The organism is Niameybacter sp. (genome assembly GCF_036655075.1).
Taxonomy (GTDB): Bacteria; Bacillota; Clostridia; order Lachnospirales; family Cellulosilyticaceae; genus Holtiella.
In genome coordinates this window covers 1-22,366 of the sequence record NZ_JAVVQU010000042.1, presented here as the reverse complement: position 1 = coordinate 22,366, position 22,366 = coordinate 1, and the positions used below count along the sequence as shown (strand labels likewise).

The window sequence follows — 22,366 nt, the reverse complement described above, 5'->3', positions numbered from 1 at the left end:
GATGCAATCCATAAGTCCTTAATCAGTTGTACAAAATATTGTCTATCTCTTTTCATATTTCCCACCTTTATACATGTTGTAATCAATTTTCTATTATGTCATAATTTAAAGATTTTCACAACTTACATTTTTTACCTGATAGGAATTAATTGTAGCACAATATCTCAAACTATAGTAAAATACGTAATAGTCATTTTACTATGTATCATACAGGAGTCTATAATATGAATCTTAAGAAAACATTAGTTCTTTGCCTTTGTGCTTCTACACCAAACGAAGTTGATACTGCACCTATCTACCTAGTCGAAAAAAGGTCTATGAAACTAGAAATTTCATGCTAGTTTCATAGACCTTCGTCTATTTCCAAATCTTATCAAAAATTGTTAAATGGTCAATATCACCATTCGTTTTATCTGTAATATAACTTGCTACAAGCACACCTGCAAATAGATTTGCAAGTTCTTTAGGCTGATCACTAAGACCTATTTCTTTAACTCCTTGAGCCTTCTTACAAATCTCCTGGAACAATGTATTTAAAGTAAGCCCATTATAGTGGGTATATTCCTCTTCTTCAATGCCACTGAAGAAATATACAAATTCAGCATCAATCAGCTTCATCTCATTGTTTTCTTCTCCTACCGTAAGTAAGAAGTTAATATAACTATCTACAAAGCGGCTATACTGCGTCTCCTCATTAAACCATTTATAGATTTCTCTAATCTTTTCCTCAAAACTTAATTCTTCTGGCCATTGTTTAATGCGTAATGCAATACGAATGGTGAAGATTCTTAAGAAATAATGAAATACATGGTCCTTTGTTGAGAAGTAGTTAAAAAAAGTTCCTCTTGAAATTTGTGCACGACTACAAATTTCATCTACTGTGATAGAAGAAAAATCTTTCTCCTTAAGTAAGTGGCTAACTGCTTTTAAAATAGTAGTTCTTGTTTTAACAAAGTTAATCTTCCTTAACGGAAAACTTTCTAATGATTCATACATAATAAATCTCCTTTCAATTCCCTTACTAAGCTATTCCTTTAAAGTATGGTCCATTTTAAATATTATATTCATTTTTATGATAATATTTTTTATGCCATTAATAACCTTTTTAAGTATAAATAAAACTAGATTTTGGCACTAAATATTGCTATATTATAACTAAAAATATAAGGATCTAACCTACATGAAAAAACGAAATCTTATTCTTTTAATTTGTGCATTTGTTTGCACACCATTAACCTATGCTACACCTTCGCCCTCTGTTCAAGCAGAAGGAGCTATTCTCATAGAACCTCATACACAAACTGTCTTATACCGAAAGAATATTCACTCTACCTTCTACCCAGCCAGTACGACAAAGGTACTTACATCACTACTTCTAGTAGAAGATATGCAAGAAGGAGCTACTATCACTAAATCTCAAGATAGCTTGATTAATGTACCTTCCGATAGTAGTCATATTGGTTTAAAGGTAGGAGATAGCTACTCCTATACTGATGGGCTTCATGCTATCTTGATGGGCTCAGATAACTTTGTTTCTTATGATATGTCCATTTTCAATGCTAGCAGTATCAATGCCTTTGCAGATAAAATGAATGCTAAAGCAAAAAGTCTAGGTGCTAATGCCTCCCACTTTGTCAACCCTCATGGTTACCATGATCCTAATCACTATACAACACCTTATGACCTTGCTTTAATTACTTCCGCTGCATTTGATAATCCCACTTTAGCTCAAATATCAGGCACACCTACTTATAACTTTAATATTCTTAATACTGGTACTGTACTTCCACTTAAACATACAGCTCAATTTTTTAATCCTAGTTCTCCTTACTACAACAAGCAAGTCTTAGCTGCTAAAACAGGCTATCATACCCCTGCGGGGCGTACACTTGTTGCTAAGGCACAGTATGGTGATTTAGAACTTGTTGCCGTAGTTATGAAGTCTGGATACCCTACTTATTTTGAAGACATTAACACCCTTTTCGAATATGGTGCTCAAAACTTTGAATTTTTATCAGATGCCCAACATAATGTAGGCGTCAAAAATATATCTTATTCTGATTGGGGCCACCCATATATTAATCATGCTTTAAGTAATAAGTGGATTACTCCTTCTGCCAAAAGTTATATGGATGCCGCTACAGGAATGGACTGGCTACAAATGGTTGAGCATATGTTTCCTTATCCTTTAAAACCTCTCCTGGCTGATTACCTTGTCCCTACTTCTACATTTTCTTACCAGCTGAACCACCCGCTTTCTCGTACAGAAAGTGCTAAGCTCTTTAAATCTCTAGGCGTTCTTCTTAACTTAAGTCCTTCACACATTCAAGAAGGTATCAACTTTATACAATCTCCAGAAAAAACAGCTTCACTCACCCTAGAAGAGTATGCTTACCTTACTCAATTCATCGGTCATAGCATACTCACCGATAGGGTAATTACTCATTAAACGAAAAGGACGTATAGGCTACACAGCCTATACGTCCTTTTATCATCAATCTTTAAGGGGTACACCATCTGCATCTACAGGCACCTGACCTGCTAGAATTAAGATAGAATCGATAAATGGCCAGATTGCACCAATACCGCAAGTAAATAAGGTTACTAAAATCTGTGCAATAGCAATAGAGTTATAGCCTAAGTAGAAACGGCCTACACCTGCCCACCCTAGTACAAGTTGTAAAATACCCGCCACCAATTTAGACTTGCGTGTATCCACTGGTGGATAGGATTGTTGATAAGAAGTTTGTTGGTAAGTCCCCTGTTGTTGACCTGCTTCTTGACTCCCTTTTGCTATTTCTGCCCCACATCTTCCACAAAAACGATCAATATCTCTTACCTCTGCTCCACAATTTGGGCAATTCATTTTGTCTCCTCCTCTAAAAGGTTACACCTTTAAACATTTTTCTTACAATCCAATCTAGCAAACTTTCTTTCTTATATTGTTTATCACTTAGTCGTCTTATGATTGTATATATTTCACTGACTATTAGACTTACACCTAATAGTATCCATGGATATACTAAAGGGTTAAGATAAAATGCCTTTTTCCATTCCCCTTTACTCAGTGCATAAAGTGCAGCACGTATATTACAGCCTAGGCATCTACCCCCTAATATATCAAAAATGCAAGTAGTCTGATTCGAACTTAATAGCCCTACACCTTTTATCATCAGGATTCCTAGTACAATAAAACTAGTGCCTACTATGATCTTATAGCCTGTTAACTTTTTCATTACATGAATTTCACCTACACTTTATACCCCTACTGTACCCATACTTTTTTTCCTTCTTTTATTGTATTATATATACAGATAACTTTCAATTGTTTTTAGACTAATCAAACATTAAGTATTCTTAATCTTTATTAAGTCAATCGTTAAGAATCCAATCTTAATCTCCCCATTCAACAGCCTAGCAAGCCTTCACCCTATGTCCAGTTCAGTCTGTACTTAATAGTACATTTAAGTTCTATATTATTTAAAAGGCTGTTGTAAGAGCATATGCTCTTACAACAGCCTTTTAAATCAATCTATTTTGTAATGCGTTCAATTCCACCCATGTATGGACGAAGTGCTTCTGGAATAACAATAGAACCATCTTCTTGTTGGAAGTTTTCAAGGATTGCAGCTGTTGTACGACCTACTGCAAGACCACTACCATTTAATGTATGAATGAATTGTGCTTTATCTTTAATATTATCTTTAAATTTAATATTTGCACGTCTAGCTTGGAAGTCTTCAAAGTTAGAACAGCTTGAGATTTCTACATAGCGACCGTAGCTTGGCATCCAAACTTCAATGTCATATGTCATTGCTGAACTAAATCCTAAATCTCCTGTACAAAGTCTTACAACTCGGTATGGAAGACCTAATGTTTGTAAGATAGCTTCTGCATCATTTGTAAGACTTTCAAGCTCTTGGTATGAGTTCTCTGGTCTAGCAAACTTGACCATTTCAACTTTATTGAATTGATGTTGACGGATGATCCCTCTTGTATCACGACCTGCTGAACCAGCTTCTGCTCTAAAACATGCTGTGTAAGCACAATGTTTAATTGTAAGGTCTTTTCCATCTAAGATTTGATCTCTGTACATGTTAGTTACTGGGACTTCTGCAGTTGGTACTAAGAAGTAATCTGTCCCTTGTACTTTGAACGCATCTTCTTCAAATTTTGGAAGTTGGCCTGTACCTGTCATACTTGCACGGTTTACCATAAATGGAGGGAACACTTCTGTATAGCCATGTTTGTCTACATGCATATCTAACATAAAGTTCATGATTGCACGCTCAAGTCTAGCACCTAATCCTTTGTAGAATGTGAAACGTGCACCTGTTACTTTTGCACCTTTTTCAAAATCAAGGATGTCTAAGTCTTCGCCAAGATCCCAATGTGGTTTGATTTCAAAATCAAATGTTCTTACATCACCAATTCTTCTAAGCTCAATGTTTTCTTCATCACTTACACCTACTGGCACTTGTGGGTTTGGTGTGTTTGGAAGTGTAAGAAGGATGTTCATAAGTGTTTCATCTACTTCTTTAACTTGTTGGTCAATCCCTTTAATTTCATCTGATAATTCTTTCATTTCAGCAAGTACTGCTGTTACATCTCTGCCTTCTTTTTTCATCATTGGTACTTGTTTAGACACAACGTTTTGTTTGTTTTTAAGTACTTCTACTTCTGCAAGAAGTTCACGTCTTTTAGTATCTAATGCTAAGAATCCTTCTAAATCATAGTTACCGCTTCTTTTGCCTAATGCTGCTTTTACCTCATCAAAATCACTACGTAATCTTTTAATATCTAACATATCTTTCACCTCTTCAAATTATTTAAATAAATTAAAAATAAAAAACGTCCTTTTATCTTCTTATAAGATAAAAGGACGATTGCATACTCGTGGTACCACCTTTATTCATCAACCTATAGGTTGACCTCTCATTGCTATAAAGGGCAATTCCCTCCTGACTCATCGTCAGCAACTCAGAAAGCGGAACGCTAAAGCCTGCTTACTAGTTCACACCACCCACTAGCTCTCTGCAAAACATGTTCTAAAGCTTTTCTCTCATCAACATTGTTTAATTATGGTATCAAAATCTTGATATTTGTTTCATTATATGATATTCATTTTAAAAATGCAAGACCTTATAATGCTTTATAACTTTTTTCAATTCGTATGTATATAACCTTTTTAATTTGTCTATACTACCAATGTACCAAGTGTGAGGTACATCGCTAAATCCCCCCTCAACCTAGATTTCCTCCCCCGAAATCTAGGTTATTTTTTTGCCCTAAACTTCCTCTACAAGGATTGCCTACTGCAACTACATAATCTGGTATATCTTTTGTTATAACACTTCCCGCTCCTATTACAATAGGGCATCTCATCTCTACACCACTTACTCTTAGGCTAGCTTCTACTGGATATGTAGCTGTATAGACTTATACATTAGGCGCAAACATTACATTATCTCTAATAGTAACTGTATTTACATCAAGAATCGTACAGTTATAGTTAACACAGAAATTTTTCCCTACTTTCATGTTATATCCATACTCACAAAAAATTAAGTTTCATATCTATACAACTATCATTATTCTATCTACTAGCATATTTTTCCTTAAAAATCTTTTTCGTTATATTTTTAACACTTTTTATTGACACTCTTCTTAACTCATGTTATTATTTAAGAGTAAACAGCATTATTTCTTAATCAAAAACTTAATCTTTACCAGATTAAGCTAATTTTTTTAACATCAATTGTTAAAATTATAACCAACTTGCCTAGTTAAAAGTATACCTTTGTCCCTAGCTAGGCAACTTATTTCAAGTTAATAATCACTTAAAAATATAGAACACATCCTAAGGAGGCTTTAATCATGTCAGAAAATAAAAAAGAACAAAAAGCACCAATTGTTGATGCAAATGTAATGGTAGACGAACTCGTAAAAAAAGCGAATATAGCGCTTGAACAATTTATGAACCTTAATCAAGAACAAGTAGATGAAATTACAAAAGCTATGGCTCTTGCTGGTCTTGCAGCTCAAATGAAACTTGCAAAAATGGCAGTTGAAGAAACAGGCCGTGGAATATTCGAAGATAAAGTTACAAAAAACATTTTCGCAACAGAATACATTTATCACAGTATTAAGCATGACAAAACTGTTGGTGTTATTGAAGATAATGATGATGAAGGTTACATGGAAGTAGCAGAACCAATCGGTGTCATTGCTGGGGTTACACCTGTTACAAATCCAACTTCTACAACAATGTTCAAATCAATCATTGCAATGAAAACAAGAAATCCAATCATCTTTGGTTTCCACCCATCAGCTCAAAAATGTTCGGTTGAAGCTGCTAAAACAGTAAGAGATGCTGCTATCGCTGCCGGTGCTCCTGAAAACTGTATCCAATGGGTTGAGTATCCATCAATCGAAGCAACTTCAGCACTTATGAATCATACAGGTGTAGCTATGATCCTTGCTACTGGTGGTTCTGGAATGGTTCGTTCTGCATACTCAGCTGGTAAACCAGCACTTGGTGTAGGACCTGGTAACGTTCCTGCTTTCATTGACAAAACAGCTAACCTTGAAAGATCTCTTACAGACCTTATCCTTTCAAAATCATTTGATAATGGTATGATTTGTGCATCTGAACAAGCTGCTATCATTGAAGCCCCTGTTTATGATAAAGCTATTGCTTACATGAAAAAACATGGTTGCTACTTTGCTACAAAAGAAGAAATCAAAAAAATCGAACCTGTTGTTATCAATCCTGAAAAACACATGGTTAATCCAGATATTGTAGGTAAATACCCATATGAAATTGCTGCCCTTGCTGGTGTAACAATTCCAAAGGAAACAAAAATACTTTGTTGTGAAATCGAAGGTGTTGGTGCTCAGTACCCACTTTCAAGAGAAAAACTTTCTCCAGTACTTGCTGTACTTAAAGCTAAAGATGCAGCTGATGGTATTGAAAAATCAGCACAAATGGTTGAACTTGGTGGTCTTGGTCACTCATCAGTTGTCCATTCAACAGATCAATCAACAATCAACGCTTTCGCTGATAGACTTAAAACAGGTCGTATCATTGTAAACTCACCTTCTACACATGGTGCAATTGGTGATATCTACAATACAAATATGCCATCTCTTACACTTGGCTGTGGTTCATACGGACGTAACTCAACAACATCAAACGTTACTGCATCAAACTTAATCAATAAGAAAAGGGTGGCTAAGAGACGCGTGAATATGCAATGGTTTAAAATTCCAGAAAAAATCTACTTCGAACAAGGTTCTATCGCTTACCTTTCAAAAATGCCTGAAATCTCTCGTGCAATGATCGTAACTGATCCAATGATGGTTCAATTAGGCTATGTAGATAAATTAGTATATCAATTAAATAAGAACCAAAATAAAGTATCAATAGAAATTTTCAGTGATGTAGAGCCTGATCCAGACTTAGTAACAGTAAGAAAAGGCGCTGAAATGATGCGTTCATTCAAACCAGACGTAATCATCGCACTTGGTGGTGGTTCTGCAATGGATGCTGGTAAAGCTATGTGGTTATTCTACGAACACCCAGAAGCTGACTTCGAAGGTATGGCTCAAAAATTCTTAGATATTAGAAAACGTGTTTACAAGTTCCCTACAATGGGTAACACCTCTAAATTCGTAGCTATTCCAACAACATCAGGTACAGGTTCAGAAGTAACATCATTCGCAGTTATCTCTGATAGATCTAAAAATATGAAATACCCTCTTGCTGACTACGAACTAACTCCAGATGTAGCAATCATCGACCCTGAGTTTGTTATGACAGTTCCAGCTTCTGTAACAGCAGATACAGGTCTTGACGTATTAACACATGCTATCGAATCTTATGTATCTATCCTTGCATCAGACTACACAGATGCACTTGCAATTAAAGCTATTCAATTAGTATTTGAATACTTACCACGCTCATACAAATTGGGTGCAAAAGATCCTTTAGCTCGTGAGAAAATGCATAATGCATCATGTATCGCTGGTATGGCATTTACAAATGCATTCCTTGGTATTAACCACTCAATGGCTCATAAATTAGGCGCAGAGTTCCACATTCCTCACGGTCGTGCGAATGCTATCTTACTTCCTCATGTTATTGAGTACAATGGTGAAACAACACCAAGTAAGTTTGCTATCTTCCCTAAATATGAAAAATATATTGCTCCAGAGAAATTTGCTGAAATTGCCAAAGCACTTGGACTTAAAGCTTCTACTCCAGAAGAAGGTGTACAATCTTTAGTTAAAGCAATCCGTGACCTTATGAAAGAACTCAATATTCCAATGACTATCAAAGACTGTGGTATTGAAGAAAAAACATACATGGCAGCGGTAGAAGATCTTTCTTACAAAGCATTCGAAGATCAATGTACAACAGCTAACCCACGTTTACCAAAAGTTATAGAATTACAAGAGCTTTATAAAAAAGCTTACTTTGGTAAATAGTTTCCTTAAATAAATTTCCTCTAAATTAGAAAGAGGCACGATTGGGTAGATCGTGCCTCTTTTGTTTATCCATTATATGGATAAACTATATGATGCCTTGCATAAGATATAGTATTTCATTTATCTAAAAAGGAGATTTTATCATGCACAAACCTATCATTGGTATTACTACCAATCTGCTCTATCGTTCCAACGCTCACAGTGGGCGCTACTCTACCAACAATAATCAAGATTATGAAGTTGCTATTTTTAAATCAGGTGGTATGCCTATCTTGCTTCCTCCCACTACCCATATGTCAGATATACATACTCAACTTAATTTATGTGATGGGATTCTTCTCGCTGGGGGTGATGATTTAAATCCTCTACTTTATGGGGAACAACCTAATAAGTATCTAGGTGAAACAAATCACTTAGTAGATACCCATCATCTCTCTCTTGCCAAACTTACTCTTGAAGAACAGAAACCAATTCTTGGTATCTGCCGTGGTATGCAAATCTTAAATGCAGCTAAAGGTGGAAATGTCTATCAAGATCTCTCAGAATCTCCCCACCTCCTGCTTCAACATCAGCAACAAGCTCCTCGAGCAGATGTTACTCATACTGTTACCACCGAAACAAACTCTATACTTAATACACTTCTAGGTGCTACTTTTGCTACTAACTCTTTCCACCATCAAGTTGTACATAAGCTTGGTCAAGATATCATTGCTACTGCTTGGACTAAGGACTTGGCTATTGAAGGTATCGAAGTGCTAAAGCATCCTTTTGGTATGGGTGTACAATGGCATCCCGAGATCATGCTTACCGTATCAGGCAGTATGCTCCCTCTGTTCAAAGAATTTATTGGTGTATGTCAAAGATAGTATACTTTCCTAATCTTTACTTACCTTAATTATACTAAAAGGGTCGCCTCTATGGCGACCCTTTCTCTTGTTTTAAAGAGAATTTCCTAAAACAGATAAATATTGCATAAAAGGCTCAAAGCGATTTGTTGCATTTCTCCACGCCAAATAAGTTTCAACCAATCCTAATGTATCTAAATTAGAAATCCCTATAACACGCTGTACACTGGCTAAGTTAAATTCTCCATTCACATCATAATCTATAGGATTAAGTGAAGTCAGTCCTAGTAATGTTCCTTCTGTAGCTCGTCTTAAATTTCCATTTTCATCATAAATTGTAGATAAATAACTTGAATCTCTATCACTTATATCAATTGTATACTGCCATGGCGGTCTATCTGTTGTTACCCTAGCCCTATAATTATTTAAAAAGGTTACTTTACCAGTATACTGCTCATTAAAGACCTTAGAGTCAAACAATAATTGTATCACTTCATTTTGAAAACTATAGATATAACTTGTAATATACCCTCCTGTTGCATTTGAGAAAATATTTACCAGTACTTCTGGTATTCCATCTGTTGTTAAGTCACCTACAAACAGAATAGGACTATATCCATTACCATATGGAAAATCTACTGCTAATGTTTTCCCTCTTGTCTTGACTCTTAGTCCCATGTTTTCAATATATCTTGTAGGATCTCCAACCTTACGCTTTCCTACTAAATAAATGCTATCTAACATGCCATCACCTGTTACATCTGCTTGAGTAAAATTAATAACCTCTTTATCTTCTAGCTCGTTATCTATAATAGGATTGGGCGTTAACGGCTGTGGCACTGCTCCATTTACGACAGCATCTGTTTCCTGCTCGTTCATAATAGGTGTAACTAAATTTTGTCCTAGTGCTTGCTGTGCTGCCGGAGTCTTCACATTTTCTACTGGTGGTAACTTTTGTTTCTCAATATCTTGAAACTCTTGGAGCGTTAATTTATTAAGATCTATATCATCTGAGTTGAACATATTATCTATACTAGAATTTGAAGAAGGATGTTTTGGCACTGCACCATTTACAACAACATCTGTTTCCTCTACATTCATGATAGGTGTAACAAGGTTTTGCCCTAATGCTTGCTGTGCTGTTGGTGTATTCACCTTCTCTACTGGTGGTAATTTCTTATTAGCAATACTTTGAAACTGCTGGAGTGTTAAGTTTATGAGGTCTATATCATCAGATGCTAGCTGATTACTCCCTATGTTCGTTGCAGTTGGCTGTATGACTACTCCATGATACGCTACATCATTAATAAAACCTACAAAAGGTTGGGTATTATGGCCTAATAGTTCCTCTAAGCTAATGGCCTTTCCTATATCTTTTGGTGTAACCTTTCCTTCTTCTACTGTATTTACTAAATTTCCTAATCCAATAGATTTATATTCACCTTCTGGCATAGTATTCACAAGATACCATTTCATATCTCTTCTCTTTAAAATACCTATATATTTGTCACCCTTATACATATAGGTAAAAAGAAGTTCAGGCATAGCATCTTGGTCAATATCTACAACAACAAAATTTGGTGTCTGCCTCATCTTACCATCTAATTCTACATAGGCAGTATGACACTTAAATCCTTTTAATACATTATCTAAGTAATATTTCATTTCTTTAGCTCCCTAACCATTTAATATCATAATATTTTATGTCTGCTTCATCCTATATATGATATTTTAGGGTCTACTTCTTTATGTCTTCACATAAAATAATCATGATATATATTTAAAGGAGGAGCTATTATGCCCATCTTCCGTATCATTGCCTTTGATGGTGGAGGCATAAGGGGTGCACTCTCCACAAGACTTTTGCAACGTATTGTACAAAAATTCCCTACACTTCTTAATCAAACACACATGTTTGCAGGTACCTCTACCGGTTCTATTATTGCACTAGGACTTGCCTACAACCGTCCTATTGCTGAGATAGATGATTTCTATAGTTATGACAAAACAAAATATATTTTTTCACCTAAGCGTCCAAATTGGTTTGTTCCTAAATACCGCAACATTCACTTACTTGAATCCCTTGAAAGTGTCTTCCCAAAAAATCTTTCACTTGCCTCTCTACCCAAATATGTTTTTGTACCTGCATTCAATGTGAAAGGATATACTTGTAAAGGTTTTCAAGGCGTTTTCTTTACTAACCTAATTAACAATCCTACTATTTCTGAAAAAGTCATTGACGTCGCCCTATCTAGTAGTGCAGCACCTACATACTTCCCTTCCGTCAATAACTTTATTGATGGTGGTGTCTTTATGAATTCACCTACTGCTGCACCTATTATTTATGTACGTTCCGTTTTTCCAAATACCTATAGTTTATCTGATTTTAGGCTACTATCTATAGGTACAGGTTCTTATCCTGAACGTATTGTACGTCGCACAAAAAACTGGGGAGTCTTTCAATGGGCCTTTAATCCTTTCACCGAATCTAAAGCACCTTTCTTAAGTGTATTACTCAATACGAGTACCCCTATAGAAAATCGCTATAGTTATGAACTCCTTAAATCAAATTATTATCGTCTTAACCCACCACTTGAACAATTTATTGAACTTGATGATTATAAAAAAGTACCTTATTTAAAACAGTTTGCAGATGAAGTTGACCTAACCGAAGTTTTCCATTATATTGAGCGTTACTATCTTCATTAATTTTTTAAACTTGTTCTTTCATAATACAACTTCTATCTAGAATATAAATAATTCTATAGGAGGTGATAACATTGGCAGAAATTATGGGAACTCTCCCCTTAATAGGAGATAAATTCCCAGATATGACAGTACAAACAACTTATGGAATAAAACAACTTCCCAGTGATTACAAAGGTAAATGGCTTATTCTTTTTAGCCATCCGGGTGACTTTACACCTGTATGCACAACAGAATTTGTATCTTTTGCTAAGAATTATGATACTTTCCAAGCACTTAATACTGATTTGTTAGGTCTCTCAGTGGACCAAATTCAACCTCACATGAAATGGGTACAATGGATTGAACAGAATCTAAAACAAAAAATCCCATTTCCTATTATTGCTGATCCTCTTGGAACTGTAGCTTCCAAACTTGGAATGATTCAACCTACTCGTAAAACAGCTACTGTAAGAGCAGTATTTTTTATTGACCCTACTGCAATGATAAGACTCATCTTATATTACCCTCTTGAGATTGGTCGGAACATTAATGAAATTATTCGTGCACTTATCGCTTTACAAGTAGGCGATGCAAACAAGGTGGCCCTCCCTGCTAATTGGCCAAATAATGAATTGATCGGAAACAAAGGCATCATCTCTCCACCAACTGATATTCCTACTGCGGAAAAACGTGAAGGTGAATATACCTGTTTTGATTGGTGGTTCTGTTATAAAGATATTGATTTTAAATTACCACCTATGTCAAAATAAACTCCCCCTAAAATATTAAAAGCGGTATAGCTTCTGCTATACCGCTTCTTTTTATTGTTGATTGTGTTTTGATGGGCAGCTTTTTTGACTGCAGCCCGAGCATCCACATCCACAAGGGTTATTCTTCTTATCTTTGTAAATTTTGTAGCTAGCTCCTGCCATTAATACAACGATAATTCCTATAATAATAGAATCTGCCATCTCTTTCACCATCCTTTATACACTTTTACTCGTATACCTCTTGTTTTATATCTATCCTATATTGTGTGATTTACTTAATAAATAGACTACCTACTTGATAGATAAGGAATGCTACAATCCAAGCTAAACCCGTTTGGTATCCTAATGCTATAAGTGTCCATTTCCAATTTCCAAACTCTCTTTTCATAGCACCTATTGCTGCAAAACATGGTGCTGCAAGTAATGTAAATGCCATAAAAGCATATGCACTAAGTGGTGTAAATAAAGTCCCCATACTTGTGATTAACGTTGGATCTGCCTCTGTGACCTCGCCTACTCCAAGTAAGATACCAAATGTAGCAACAATAGCTTCTTTTGCTAAGAACCCTGTTACTGTAGCAACAGACGCTTGCCAATTACCAAATCCAAGAGGTGCAAAGATTGGAGCAATAAAATGTCCAATAGATGCTAATATACTTTGGTCAGTATCTACCATTTCAAGTCTAAAGTTGAATGATTGCATGAACCAAATTAAACCTGATGCAACGAAGATAACAGTACCAGCTTTAATAATGAAAGACTTAGAACGGTCCCACATTTGCATCAATACGCCCTTAACGTTAGGTACATGATACTCTGGTAATTCTAATATATATGGAGCTGCTTCTCCTTTAAATAAGGTATGTTTTAAGATAAGCCCTGATAAAATAACCATTAGAATACCTAATACATACATAGAAGGCGCTACCCATACATGTTCGGGAAAGAATGCGCCTACTAAAAGAGCAAATACCGGCAGCTTAGCACCACAAGGAATAAATGGTGTTAGCATGATTGTCATCTTACGGTCTCTTTCACTTTCAATAGTACGAGATGCCATAATCCCTGGCACAGAACAACCTGTTCCAATAACCATAGGAATAAATGACTTTCCAGATAACCCAAACTTTCTAAATACCTTATCCATGATAAAAGCAACACGTGACATATAGCCACAGTCTTCTAAAATCCCAATGAGTAAGAATAAAATCATAAGTTGTGGTACAAATCCAAGTACAGCACCTACTCCACTAATAATTCCATCTACTACTAATCCATGAATCCAAGGTGATACGCTCATTCCCTCTAGGAATATACTTACTTGGTCACCAATACTACCAAATAAGCCCTCCATAAAGCCAATAGTCATATCTCCTACTGTTTGAACAGATAAGAAGTATACAAGCCACATAATCCCAAAGAAAATTGGAATTGCTAATACTCTATTAGTGATAACTCTATCAATCTTATCTGATAAAGTTACTTTGTGACTCATTCTATTTTTAACAATTTCATTAATGTGTTTTGTAATATACTCATAGCGTTGATTAATGATAAGACTTTCCATATCATCTTCATACTCTGCTTCTAGTTGATCTATACAATTTTGTATAACTTGTTGATGTTCACTAGATAGTTGTACTAATTCAAGAATCTTATTGTCTTTTTCTAGCACCTTTAAAGCAAACCAACGTCTATTATAGATTTTTTCTATATTTTGAGCTTCTAATATATGCATCACTTCTTGGATTGCTACTTCTACTGCAGGCTCAAAAGGTAAAGCTTTGGACTCAATCTTTACTTTTTGTTTACATACCTCTAGAGCTAGTCGAATCAGTTCTTCTAACCCCTTATTTTTAGCCGCTGAAATAGGTACAACTCTTACCCCAAAATGTTTTTCTAAGGCTTTAATGTCAATATGCTCTCCACGCTTTTCTACAATATCCATCATATTTAAAGCTATCAATGTAGGTCTGCCTAACTCCACCAATTGATGTGTTAAGTAAAGGTTACGCTCAATGTTTGAAGCATCTATAATATTAATAATTAAGCTAGGTTGTTCTTTAATAATATAATTTCTTGCTACTACTTCTTCTGGTGTATAAGGAGATAGAGAATAGATCCCTGGTAAGTCTATAAGTGTGGCCTCTTCCTTAACGCTTCTTAATTTCCCTTCCTTTTTTTCAACTGTTACACCTGGCCAGTTCCCTACATAGGCCTTGCTACCTGTTAATGCATTAAATGCAGTAGTCTTCCCGCAGTTAGGATTTCCTACTAACGCTATGCTATATCCCATATATCGCTAACTCCTTTTCTATTTGTTAGTCTAGGCTAACTTATTTTCTAAAAAAAATCGAGTTAAATTAACTCAACGAATATATTTTTTGCATCTTCTTTACGTAAGCTCAATGAATAACCTCTTACACACACTTCAATGGGGTCGCCTAGTGGTGCAACTTTTTTAACTGTTACTTCTACCCCTTTTGTAATGCCCATATCCATAATACGTCTTTTAAGTGTGCCTTGTACATCTATTTTCCTAACGATAGCACTTTTACCACAAGGTACTTTTTTTAAATTACTCATACTATCCCTCCCAAATTATTCTACTATTTTCTATCCCTTAGATAGATTTCTCATATTGTATGTATACCCAAGCTTCTTTTGCTTCAACCTCATGGGCTATAGGCTTGATTTTTCTCTCATCATATGTTAACATTAGCAAACAATGTTAACCTTAGCTAACATTATTGTATCGCGACTTTATCATACTGTCAATATTTTTTCATTATATAGAGTTTTATTTTTATTTAACTCAATTATTTGCTATAATAAGTAAAGCTATACTTAAAAAGGAGGGATATAATGATACTCGGACAATCTGGCGAAGATTACCTTGAAACTGTATTAGAGCTAGAACAAATTCATGGTGTTGTACGTTCTATTGATATCGCTAAGAAACTTAACGTATCTAGGCCAAGTGTTAATAAAGCTATTAATAACTTAAAAGACGCTGGCATGGTTACACAACAATCTTATGGAGATATTAGACTCACCGACTTAGGGCGTAAAACAGCAAAAGACATTATTTACAGACATACGCTCATTAAGAAGTTCTTAACCCATGTCCTTGGTCTAAGCCCTCAAATTGCAGAATCAGATGCATGTAAAATTGAACATATATTGAGTCCTGAAACCATAGAGAAGCTCGAAGAATTTGTTATCCTCTATAAAGGAGGGAGTAAAAGTGATGTATAACTTCACTTTTACTCCCTCCTTTATTCATCCTTTATTGTGTATGAATGCTTCTCATTCACCCTACCTACCTATTACAAAAAGGCTGCCACTTCGTGTGACAGCCTTTTTAATCATATGAGAGGGGTATTATTCTTGTTCTGCTAATTTTTTGTAGCCTTCATAACGTTGTTTAGCATGTTTTTCTGCTAATACAAAGAGTTCTTCACTTTGTTCTGGGAACTGTTTTGCAAGTGATGAATAGCGTACTTGATCCATAATGAAGTCTCTAAAGCTTGTTGTTGGCTCTTTAGAGTCTAATATGAATGGATTTTTGCCTTGATCTTCTAATAATGGGTTATATCTGTATAAATTCCAGTATCCAGCTTTAACTGCATCTGCCATGTTTTCCATAGAACAGCCCATACCTTTTTTCAGACCATGACTAATACATGGTGCATAAGCAATGATGATAGATGGACCATCATATGCCTCTGCTTCAAGAATTGCTTTAATTGTTTGAGGTTTATCTGAACCCATAGCAACTTGTGTTACATACACATTGCCATAAGCCATCATCATTTTACCTAAGTCTTTTTTCTTAGCACGTTTACCAGATGCTGCGAATTTTGCAATGGCTGCTACTGGTGTTGCTTTAGAAGATTGACCTCCTGTATTAGAATAGATTTCTGTATCAAATACAAGGACATTTACGTTCTCACCTGATGCAAGTACATGGTCAAGACCACCGTAACCGATATCATATGCCCAACCGTCACCACCAAGAATCCATTGTGAACGTTTTACTAAGTAGTCTTCTCTTTCAGCAATTTCTGTAATGAGTGCTACTGCTTTTTCATCTGTTAATGTGTAGTTTGTAAGAAGCTCGCTTACAGCTTTACTTGCTGTTTTTGAACCTTCACCATTTTCTTTGTTTTCTAACCAGTTTGTGAATACTTCTTTGTATTCAGCTGGAATATCCATAGCTACAAGTGTTTCCATGTTCGCTTGAAGTTTATTTCTCATTTGTTTAACTGCAAGGAACATACCATAACCATATTCAGCATTATCTTCGAAGAGTGAGTTTGCCCATGATGGCCCTTTACCTTCGTGGTTTGTTGTATATGGTGTAGATGGTGCACTACCGCCCCAGATTGATGAACAACCTGTTGCATTGGCAATCATCATACGCTCACCAAAGAGTTGTGTTACAAGTTTAATATATGGTGTTTCACCACAACCTGCACATGCGCCTGAGAATTCTATAAGCGGTGTTTTAAACTGACTATCTTTAACTGTTTTACCTTCTACAAGGTCACCTTTGTAAGAAACTTCTTTAACTGCATAATCCCAGTTTGCTACTTCTTTTTCTACTTGTTCTGCAAGTGGCTCCATAAATAAGGCTTTACCTTTAGCTGGACAAACTTGTGCGCAGCTACCACATCCTGTACAGTCAAGTGCACTTACTTGAATTCTGTATTCAAGGCCTTCGAATGCCTTACCAATTGCTTTTTTAGATTCAAATCCTTCTGGTGCATTTGCTTTTTCATCTGCATTTACAAGGATTGGTCTAATACATGCATGTGGACATACATATGCACATTGGTTACATTGAATACATTTTTCTGTATCCCATCTTGGAATATCTACTGCAATACCACGTTTTTCATGGGCTGCTGTACCTGCTGGGAATGTACCATCTTCATAATCATTGAATGCACTTACTGGAAGGCTGTTACCTTCTTGTGAGTTGATTGGCTCAACAATATTTTTAATGAAGTCTGGTTTTTCTTCTACCTGTGCAGTAGCACCACATGTACATGTTCCACAGCCACAAGGTGTTGCTGCTGCTTCTACTTTATTATTTGTTGCAGTTTTCCAAGAAGCTGGTACTTCCACTTTATTAAGTGCATTCATACCTTTTTCTACTGCTTCATAGTTCATAGAAAGGATTTTTTCACCTTTTTTACCATATGCTTTGTTAATAGATGCTTTAAGGTACTCTATAGCCTCATTTTCACTAATGATGTTCGCAAGTTTAAAGAAAGCTGCTTGCATGATCATATTAATACGTGAACCAAGACCAATTTCTTTTGCAATATTTGTACCATCTACTGTGTAGAAGTTAATTTCATTTTGCGCAATAAATTGTTTCATATCATTTGGTAGGTTTTGTTCAAGTCCAGCTAAATCCCACTCTGTATTAAGAACAAAGTTTCCACCTTTTTTAAGACCTTTAAGGATATTGTATTGGCTTACAAATGCTTGTTTATGACAAGCAATGTAATCTGCTTCATCGATAAGGTATGTCGCGCGGATAGGCTCATCACCAAATCTTAAGTGAGACATTGTAATACCACCAGATTTTTTAGAATCATAATCAAAGTATGCTTGAACATATTTATTAGTGTGTTCACCAATGATTTTGATTGCTTGTTTGTTAGCACCTACTGTACCATCTGAACCAAGTCCCCAGAATTTACATCTAATTGTACCTGGTGAAGCAATTCTAAGTGTATCTTGTGCTACTAATGATGTATTTGTAACATCATCTACGATACCTACTGTAAATCTATTTTTAGGTTCTGTACTTACTAAGTTGTCAAATACAGCCTTAAGGTCTGTTGGTGTTACGTCTTTTGAACCAAGACCATAGCGTCCACCAATAATCATTGGGCTTCTATTACTATCATAGAATGCACCACGTACATCTAAGTAAAGAGGTTCGCCTAATGCACCTGGTTCTTTTGTACGGTCAAGTACACAGATTCTCTTAGCTGATGTTGGTACTGCATTTAAGAAATGCTCTACTGAGAATGGTCTGTATAAGTGAATTTTTACAAGACCAAAGCTACCACCATTTGCATTCATATGGTCAATAGTTTCTTCAAGTGCTTCTGTTACTGAACCCATAGCAATAATTACGTTTTCAGCATTTTCTACACCATAGTAATCGAATAAGCTATGTTTTCTACCTGTTAAAGTAGAGATTTGAGCCATGTAATCTTCCACTATACCAACAATGTTGTCGTAGAATTTGTTTGAAGCTTCTCTTGTTTGGAAGTAGATATCAGGGTTTTGAGCTGTACCACGTGTTACAGGGTGATTTGGTGAAAGAGCTCTGCTTCTGAAACTTGCTAAAGCTTCTTGATCAATTAAGCTTTCATAGTCACTGTAATCTAATACTTCTACTTTTTGAATCTCATGTGATGTTCTGAATCCATCGAAGAAATGAATAAAAGGTAATCTTCCTTTAATTGCTGCAAGATGTGCCACTGGTGCAATATCTGCTACTTCTTGTACAGAACCAGATGCAAGCATTACACATCCTGTTTGACGAGCTGCCATAACATCTTGATGGTCACCAAAAATTGATAAAGCTTGTGCTGCTAATGCACGAGCACTTACATGGAATACCCCTGGAAGAAGTTCTCCAGCTACTTTATACATATTAGGAATCATAAGAAGTAACCCTTGTGAAGCTGTAAAGGTTGTTGTGAGTGCTCCTGCTTGAAGTGAGCCATGGAATGTTCCTGCTGCACCTGCTTCAGATTGCATTTCTACTACACTTACATTTTGCCCAAAGATATTTTTCTTCCCTTGTGCTGCCCATTCATCGACTACTTCTGCCATTGTTGTAGATGGTGTGATAGGATAAATCGCTGCAACATCTGTAAATGCATAAGCTACATAAGACGCAGCTGTATTACCATCAATTGTCATCATTTTTTTTGCCATGTGTATTCTCTCCTTGAATTTGTTGTTACTTTTAAAATAATGTATTATAGTATAAAATTTAGTACATTCTTCATAATTATTTATTTATCACGGATAATAATTATCCTCTAATTTTTATTATAGCAGATTTTTTTCGTTTGAAAAGTGACTTTCTCATATTTGACATCTTAAAATTTTCAACTATAATAATTATTATCTAGCAAATACTATAAAGGAGTCTTGTTATGGCTAAACATCTTAATGTTACAAATGCTTTATCTTGGGTTGGCGCCTGTGACCCTCATCTTAGAATTTTTGATATTGTAATGGAGACAGAATTTGGTACAACCTATAATGCTTATGTTTTAAAGGGAAGTGAAAAAACTGCTGTATTTGAAACGGTAAAGGCCAAATTCTTTGATACATACTTAGAAAACTTAAAAACAGTAATCGATCCAACCCAAATTGACTATATCATCGTCAATCATACAGAGCCAGACCATGCAGGCAGTGTTGCACGTCTTCTAGAGCTTGCACCTCTTGCTACAGTTGTAGGTACAACTCAGGCAATCCGCTACATGGCAGAAATTATTAATGCACCTTTCAAAAGTTTCGCTGTAAAAGATGGTGAAAAACTTTCGCTTGGTGATAAAACAATTCGCTTCATTGGAGCACCTTGCCTACACTGGCCTGATTCTATGTATTCGTATATTGAAGAAGACCGTACACTTATAACCTGCGACTCATTTGGAGCACATTATAGTGATGAACGTATCTTTAAAACTGAACTTGAACCTTCTCATGAGGAAGATTATATTAAAGCTTACAAATATTACTATGATATGATTATGGGTCCATTTAAGCCTTTTGTACTTAAAGCCCTCGCTAAAATTGAAACTTTAGAAATCGACTTCATCTGTCCTGGACATGGTATGATATTAGATCGCACTCATATCACTAAATATATCAATTTCTACAAAGAATGGAGCAAGCCAACTGTAAGACCTACTCCTAGTATTGTAATTGCCTATGTTTCTGCCTATGGGTACACAGAAAAACTTGCTTTAGCAATTCAAGAAGGTATTTTAAGCACAAGTACCAACTGTGATGTTTTACTTTATGACTTAGTAACAGCTGACTTTGACGAAGTACTTAGTGAAGCAAGTCTTACAAAGGGGCTTCTTATTGGTTCCCCTACTATTTTAGCAGATACACTTCCACCTGTTTGGAAACTTCTAACTTCATTAAATCCTGTTATTCATAAGGGTATTAAAGCCGGTTGCTTTGGCTCATATGGCTGGAGTGGGGAAGCCACTAAACATATCGCTGACCGCTTTAATCAACTTAAATTCCCTATGCCACTTGAACCCTTAAATATTGCATTTAATCCAAGTGAAAATAACCTTCAAGCAGCATTTAACTATGGTGTTGACTTTGTTCAATCTGTACTTTAGATTAAACTATATATTATTCATAGCTTAACCAATGCATTTTCTATTTATGACTACTTTATAGATAATTATAAGTAAATTAATCGCAAAAATAAAAAGGTTATCTTATACTACATGTTTATAGGCCCTAGGAGGAGCAATCTAGAAAATTACCTTGAAATAGTTTTCTAGATTGCCCCTCCTAGGGCTATTATCTGCTTTTATCCAAGATTTTGTATGCTACAATCCCTTTTATATTCTATACATAATATGTTCACGCTTATCCTATCTATAATAGCTATACAAGCTGTTTAATAGCCTACTAATAAGCTCACTTCTATTACAATAAGCACCTGTTATATCTGTCAAAGCAATATGTTTTTCATCTGCTCCATGCACATAAATACCTATTCCTACAATCATACCTTTTACAATCTTACTCTCTGCTTCAACAATCATTTGGGTCATGATGCCACCCAACTTTTTGCCTTGATAATATATATTATTATCTTCTCCTACTTCAGCCTCAATTTGTGCAGTATCTAGAAGAACAGCTTTTACTGCTTCGCTATTTTGTTTAATGATGGTCTCAATCTGTTCGATTGAACAACCTAAGTTAATCCCTACACTCATATAAACACCCTTCCCTTGAGGTGAATAAAAGCTCATCTGCTGCTTAGCCTGTCCTTTTTCTTGCTCCTCACTAGCCACTACAGCCCAATTCTTCTCTTCAATAAGGTAAGACATCAGTACACCCTTATTCGTTGAATCTATGGTCTTGTAGAGCTGTATTTCGTCTATAGGAAAATCTTCATTAAGGAACTGCTTTAATTTTGTTTTAGAAAGAATATCTGAATTCACATTAAGTGTATACCCCTTCTTCTTAGTGGATTCAATATCATAACCTTCTTCTCTTAGCAGATTAATATGCTTCCATATTGCTGCTCTCGAGAATCCTAAGCTCTGTGCTATAGCTTCTCCTGATAAATACTCACCTTTATGGCTCTCTAATAATTCTAAGAGTTTTAATTTAGTCATTCTATTACCTCCTTTTATTGATAGCTTACTTGCTATCAATGTACAACTATACATTGATATATATAAAAAGCCTTACTCAATTGAGTAAGGCTTTTAAATAAGCGGGTGATGGGAATCGAACCCACGTGGCCAGCTTGGAAGGCTGGTGTTCTAC

The 22,366-nt window shown here is 35.6% G+C and carries 18 protein-coding genes and 1 other annotated feature; of the genes, 7 read left to right on the top strand and 11 right to left on the bottom strand.

The window, feature by feature from the left end:
- Positions 1-357 precede the first annotated feature (357 nt).
- Positions 358-996 (bottom strand): TetR/AcrR family transcriptional regulator, encoded by a 639-nt coding sequence (locus RRY75_RS11245; protein ID WP_332527668.1) that lies wholly within the window; start codon positions 994-996, stop codon positions 358-360.
- Between the two features lie 184 nt (positions 997-1,180).
- On the opposite strand from RRY75_RS11245, the gene RRY75_RS11240 reads away from it, so the two are divergent.
- Positions 1,181-2,449: a D-alanyl-D-alanine carboxypeptidase family protein gene (locus tag RRY75_RS11240; RefSeq protein ID WP_332493432.1), complete on the top strand. Its 1,269-nt coding sequence runs from the start codon at positions 1,181-1,183 to the stop codon at positions 2,447-2,449.
- Between the two features lie 45 nt (positions 2,450-2,494).
- Here RRY75_RS11240 and RRY75_RS11235 read toward each other — a convergent pair whose 3' ends face one another.
- The 4 genes from RRY75_RS11235 to RRY75_RS11220 form a co-directional block, all read right to left on the bottom strand.
- Positions 2,495-2,866, bottom strand: a complete 372-nt coding sequence (locus tag RRY75_RS11235; protein WP_332493431.1) for a TM2 domain-containing protein — start codon at positions 2,864-2,866, stop codon at positions 2,495-2,497.
- A gap of 13 nt (positions 2,867-2,879) precedes the next feature.
- Positions 2,880-3,236 (bottom strand): DUF2752 domain-containing protein, encoded by a 357-nt coding sequence (locus RRY75_RS11230; RefSeq protein WP_332493430.1) that lies wholly within the window; start codon positions 3,234-3,236, stop codon positions 2,880-2,882.
- Positions 3,237-3,532: 296 nt separating this feature from the next.
- Positions 3,533-4,807: a serine--tRNA ligase gene (serS, locus tag RRY75_RS11225; protein WP_332493429.1), complete on the bottom strand. Its 1,275-nt coding sequence runs from the start codon at positions 4,805-4,807 to the stop codon at positions 3,533-3,535.
- Positions 4,808-4,875: 68 nt separating this feature from the next.
- Positions 4,876-5,078 (bottom strand) — a binding site (T-box leader).
- Between the two features lie 166 nt (positions 5,079-5,244).
- Positions 5,245-5,385, bottom strand: coding sequence for a hypothetical protein (locus tag RRY75_RS11220; protein ID WP_332493428.1), 141 nt, complete (start codon positions 5,383-5,385; stop codon positions 5,245-5,247).
- 492 nt (positions 5,386-5,877) lie between these two features.
- On the opposite strand from RRY75_RS11220, the gene adhE reads away from it, so the two are divergent.
- Together adhE and RRY75_RS11210 are read left to right on the top strand one after the other, a co-directional pair.
- On the top strand, positions 5,878-8,490 hold the full coding sequence (gene adhE / locus RRY75_RS11215; protein ID WP_332493427.1) for a bifunctional acetaldehyde-CoA/alcohol dehydrogenase: 2,613 nt from the start codon (positions 5,878-5,880) through the stop codon (positions 8,488-8,490).
- A gap of 143 nt (positions 8,491-8,633) precedes the next feature.
- Positions 8,634-9,356, top strand: coding sequence for a gamma-glutamyl-gamma-aminobutyrate hydrolase family protein (locus tag RRY75_RS11210; protein ID WP_332493426.1), 723 nt, complete (start codon positions 8,634-8,636; stop codon positions 9,354-9,356).
- 72 nt (positions 9,357-9,428) lie between these two features.
- Here the strand turns inward: RRY75_RS11210 and RRY75_RS11205 are convergent, their stop codons facing one another.
- Complete coding sequence (locus tag RRY75_RS11205; RefSeq protein ID WP_332528421.1) at positions 9,429-11,000, bottom strand: hypothetical protein; 1,572 nt, start codon at positions 10,998-11,000, stop codon at positions 9,429-9,431.
- A gap of 132 nt (positions 11,001-11,132) precedes the next feature.
- Between RRY75_RS11205 and RRY75_RS11200 the strand changes: the two genes are divergently transcribed.
- Both RRY75_RS11200 and RRY75_RS11195 read left to right on the top strand, forming a co-directional pair.
- Positions 11,133-12,044 (top strand): patatin-like phospholipase family protein, encoded by a 912-nt coding sequence (locus tag RRY75_RS11200; RefSeq protein WP_332493424.1) that lies wholly within the window; start codon positions 11,133-11,135, stop codon positions 12,042-12,044.
- A gap of 71 nt (positions 12,045-12,115) precedes the next feature.
- The gene (locus tag RRY75_RS11195; RefSeq protein WP_332493423.1) at positions 12,116-12,793 is read left to right on the top strand and encodes a peroxiredoxin; all 678 of its coding nucleotides are present in this window, start codon (positions 12,116-12,118) and stop codon (positions 12,791-12,793) included.
- A gap of 51 nt (positions 12,794-12,844) precedes the next feature.
- Here RRY75_RS11195 and RRY75_RS11190 read toward each other — a convergent pair whose 3' ends face one another.
- From RRY75_RS11190 to RRY75_RS11180, 3 genes are all read right to left on the bottom strand, one after another.
- On the bottom strand, positions 12,845-12,994 hold the full coding sequence (locus RRY75_RS11190) for a FeoB-associated Cys-rich membrane protein (protein ID WP_332493422.1): 150 nt from the start codon (positions 12,992-12,994) through the stop codon (positions 12,845-12,847).
- Positions 12,995-13,064: 70 nt separating this feature from the next.
- A complete protein-coding gene (gene feoB, locus RRY75_RS11185; protein ID WP_332493421.1) occupies positions 13,065-15,089 on the bottom strand; it encodes a ferrous iron transport protein B in 2,025 nt (674 codons plus the stop codon).
- A gap of 62 nt (positions 15,090-15,151) precedes the next feature.
- A complete protein-coding gene (locus RRY75_RS11180; protein ID WP_332493420.1) occupies positions 15,152-15,379 on the bottom strand; it encodes a FeoA family protein in 228 nt (75 codons plus the stop codon).
- A gap of 279 nt (positions 15,380-15,658) precedes the next feature.
- On the opposite strand from RRY75_RS11180, the gene RRY75_RS11175 reads away from it, so the two are divergent.
- Positions 15,659-16,051: a metal-dependent transcriptional regulator gene (locus tag RRY75_RS11175; RefSeq protein WP_332493419.1), complete on the top strand. Its 393-nt coding sequence runs from the start codon at positions 15,659-15,661 to the stop codon at positions 16,049-16,051.
- Between the two features lie 126 nt (positions 16,052-16,177).
- Here RRY75_RS11175 and nifJ read toward each other — a convergent pair whose 3' ends face one another.
- On the bottom strand, positions 16,178-19,765 hold the full coding sequence (nifJ, locus tag RRY75_RS11170; protein ID WP_332493418.1) for a pyruvate:ferredoxin (flavodoxin) oxidoreductase: 3,588 nt from the start codon (positions 19,763-19,765) through the stop codon (positions 16,178-16,180).
- 224 nt (positions 19,766-19,989) lie between these two features.
- Here nifJ and RRY75_RS11165 point away from each other — a divergent pair, with 224 nt between their 5' ends.
- Positions 19,990-21,198, top strand: a complete 1,209-nt coding sequence (locus RRY75_RS11165) for an FprA family A-type flavoprotein (RefSeq protein WP_332493417.1) — start codon at positions 19,990-19,992, stop codon at positions 21,196-21,198.
- Positions 21,199-21,459: 261 nt separating this feature from the next.
- Here RRY75_RS11165 and RRY75_RS11160 read toward each other — a convergent pair whose 3' ends face one another.
- Positions 21,460-22,212 carry a biotin operon repressor gene (locus tag RRY75_RS11160; protein WP_332493416.1) on the bottom strand — a complete coding sequence of 251 codons (753 nt, stop codon included), beginning with the start codon at positions 22,210-22,212 and terminating at the stop codon, positions 21,460-21,462.
- Positions 22,213-22,366: the final 154 nt, after the last annotated feature.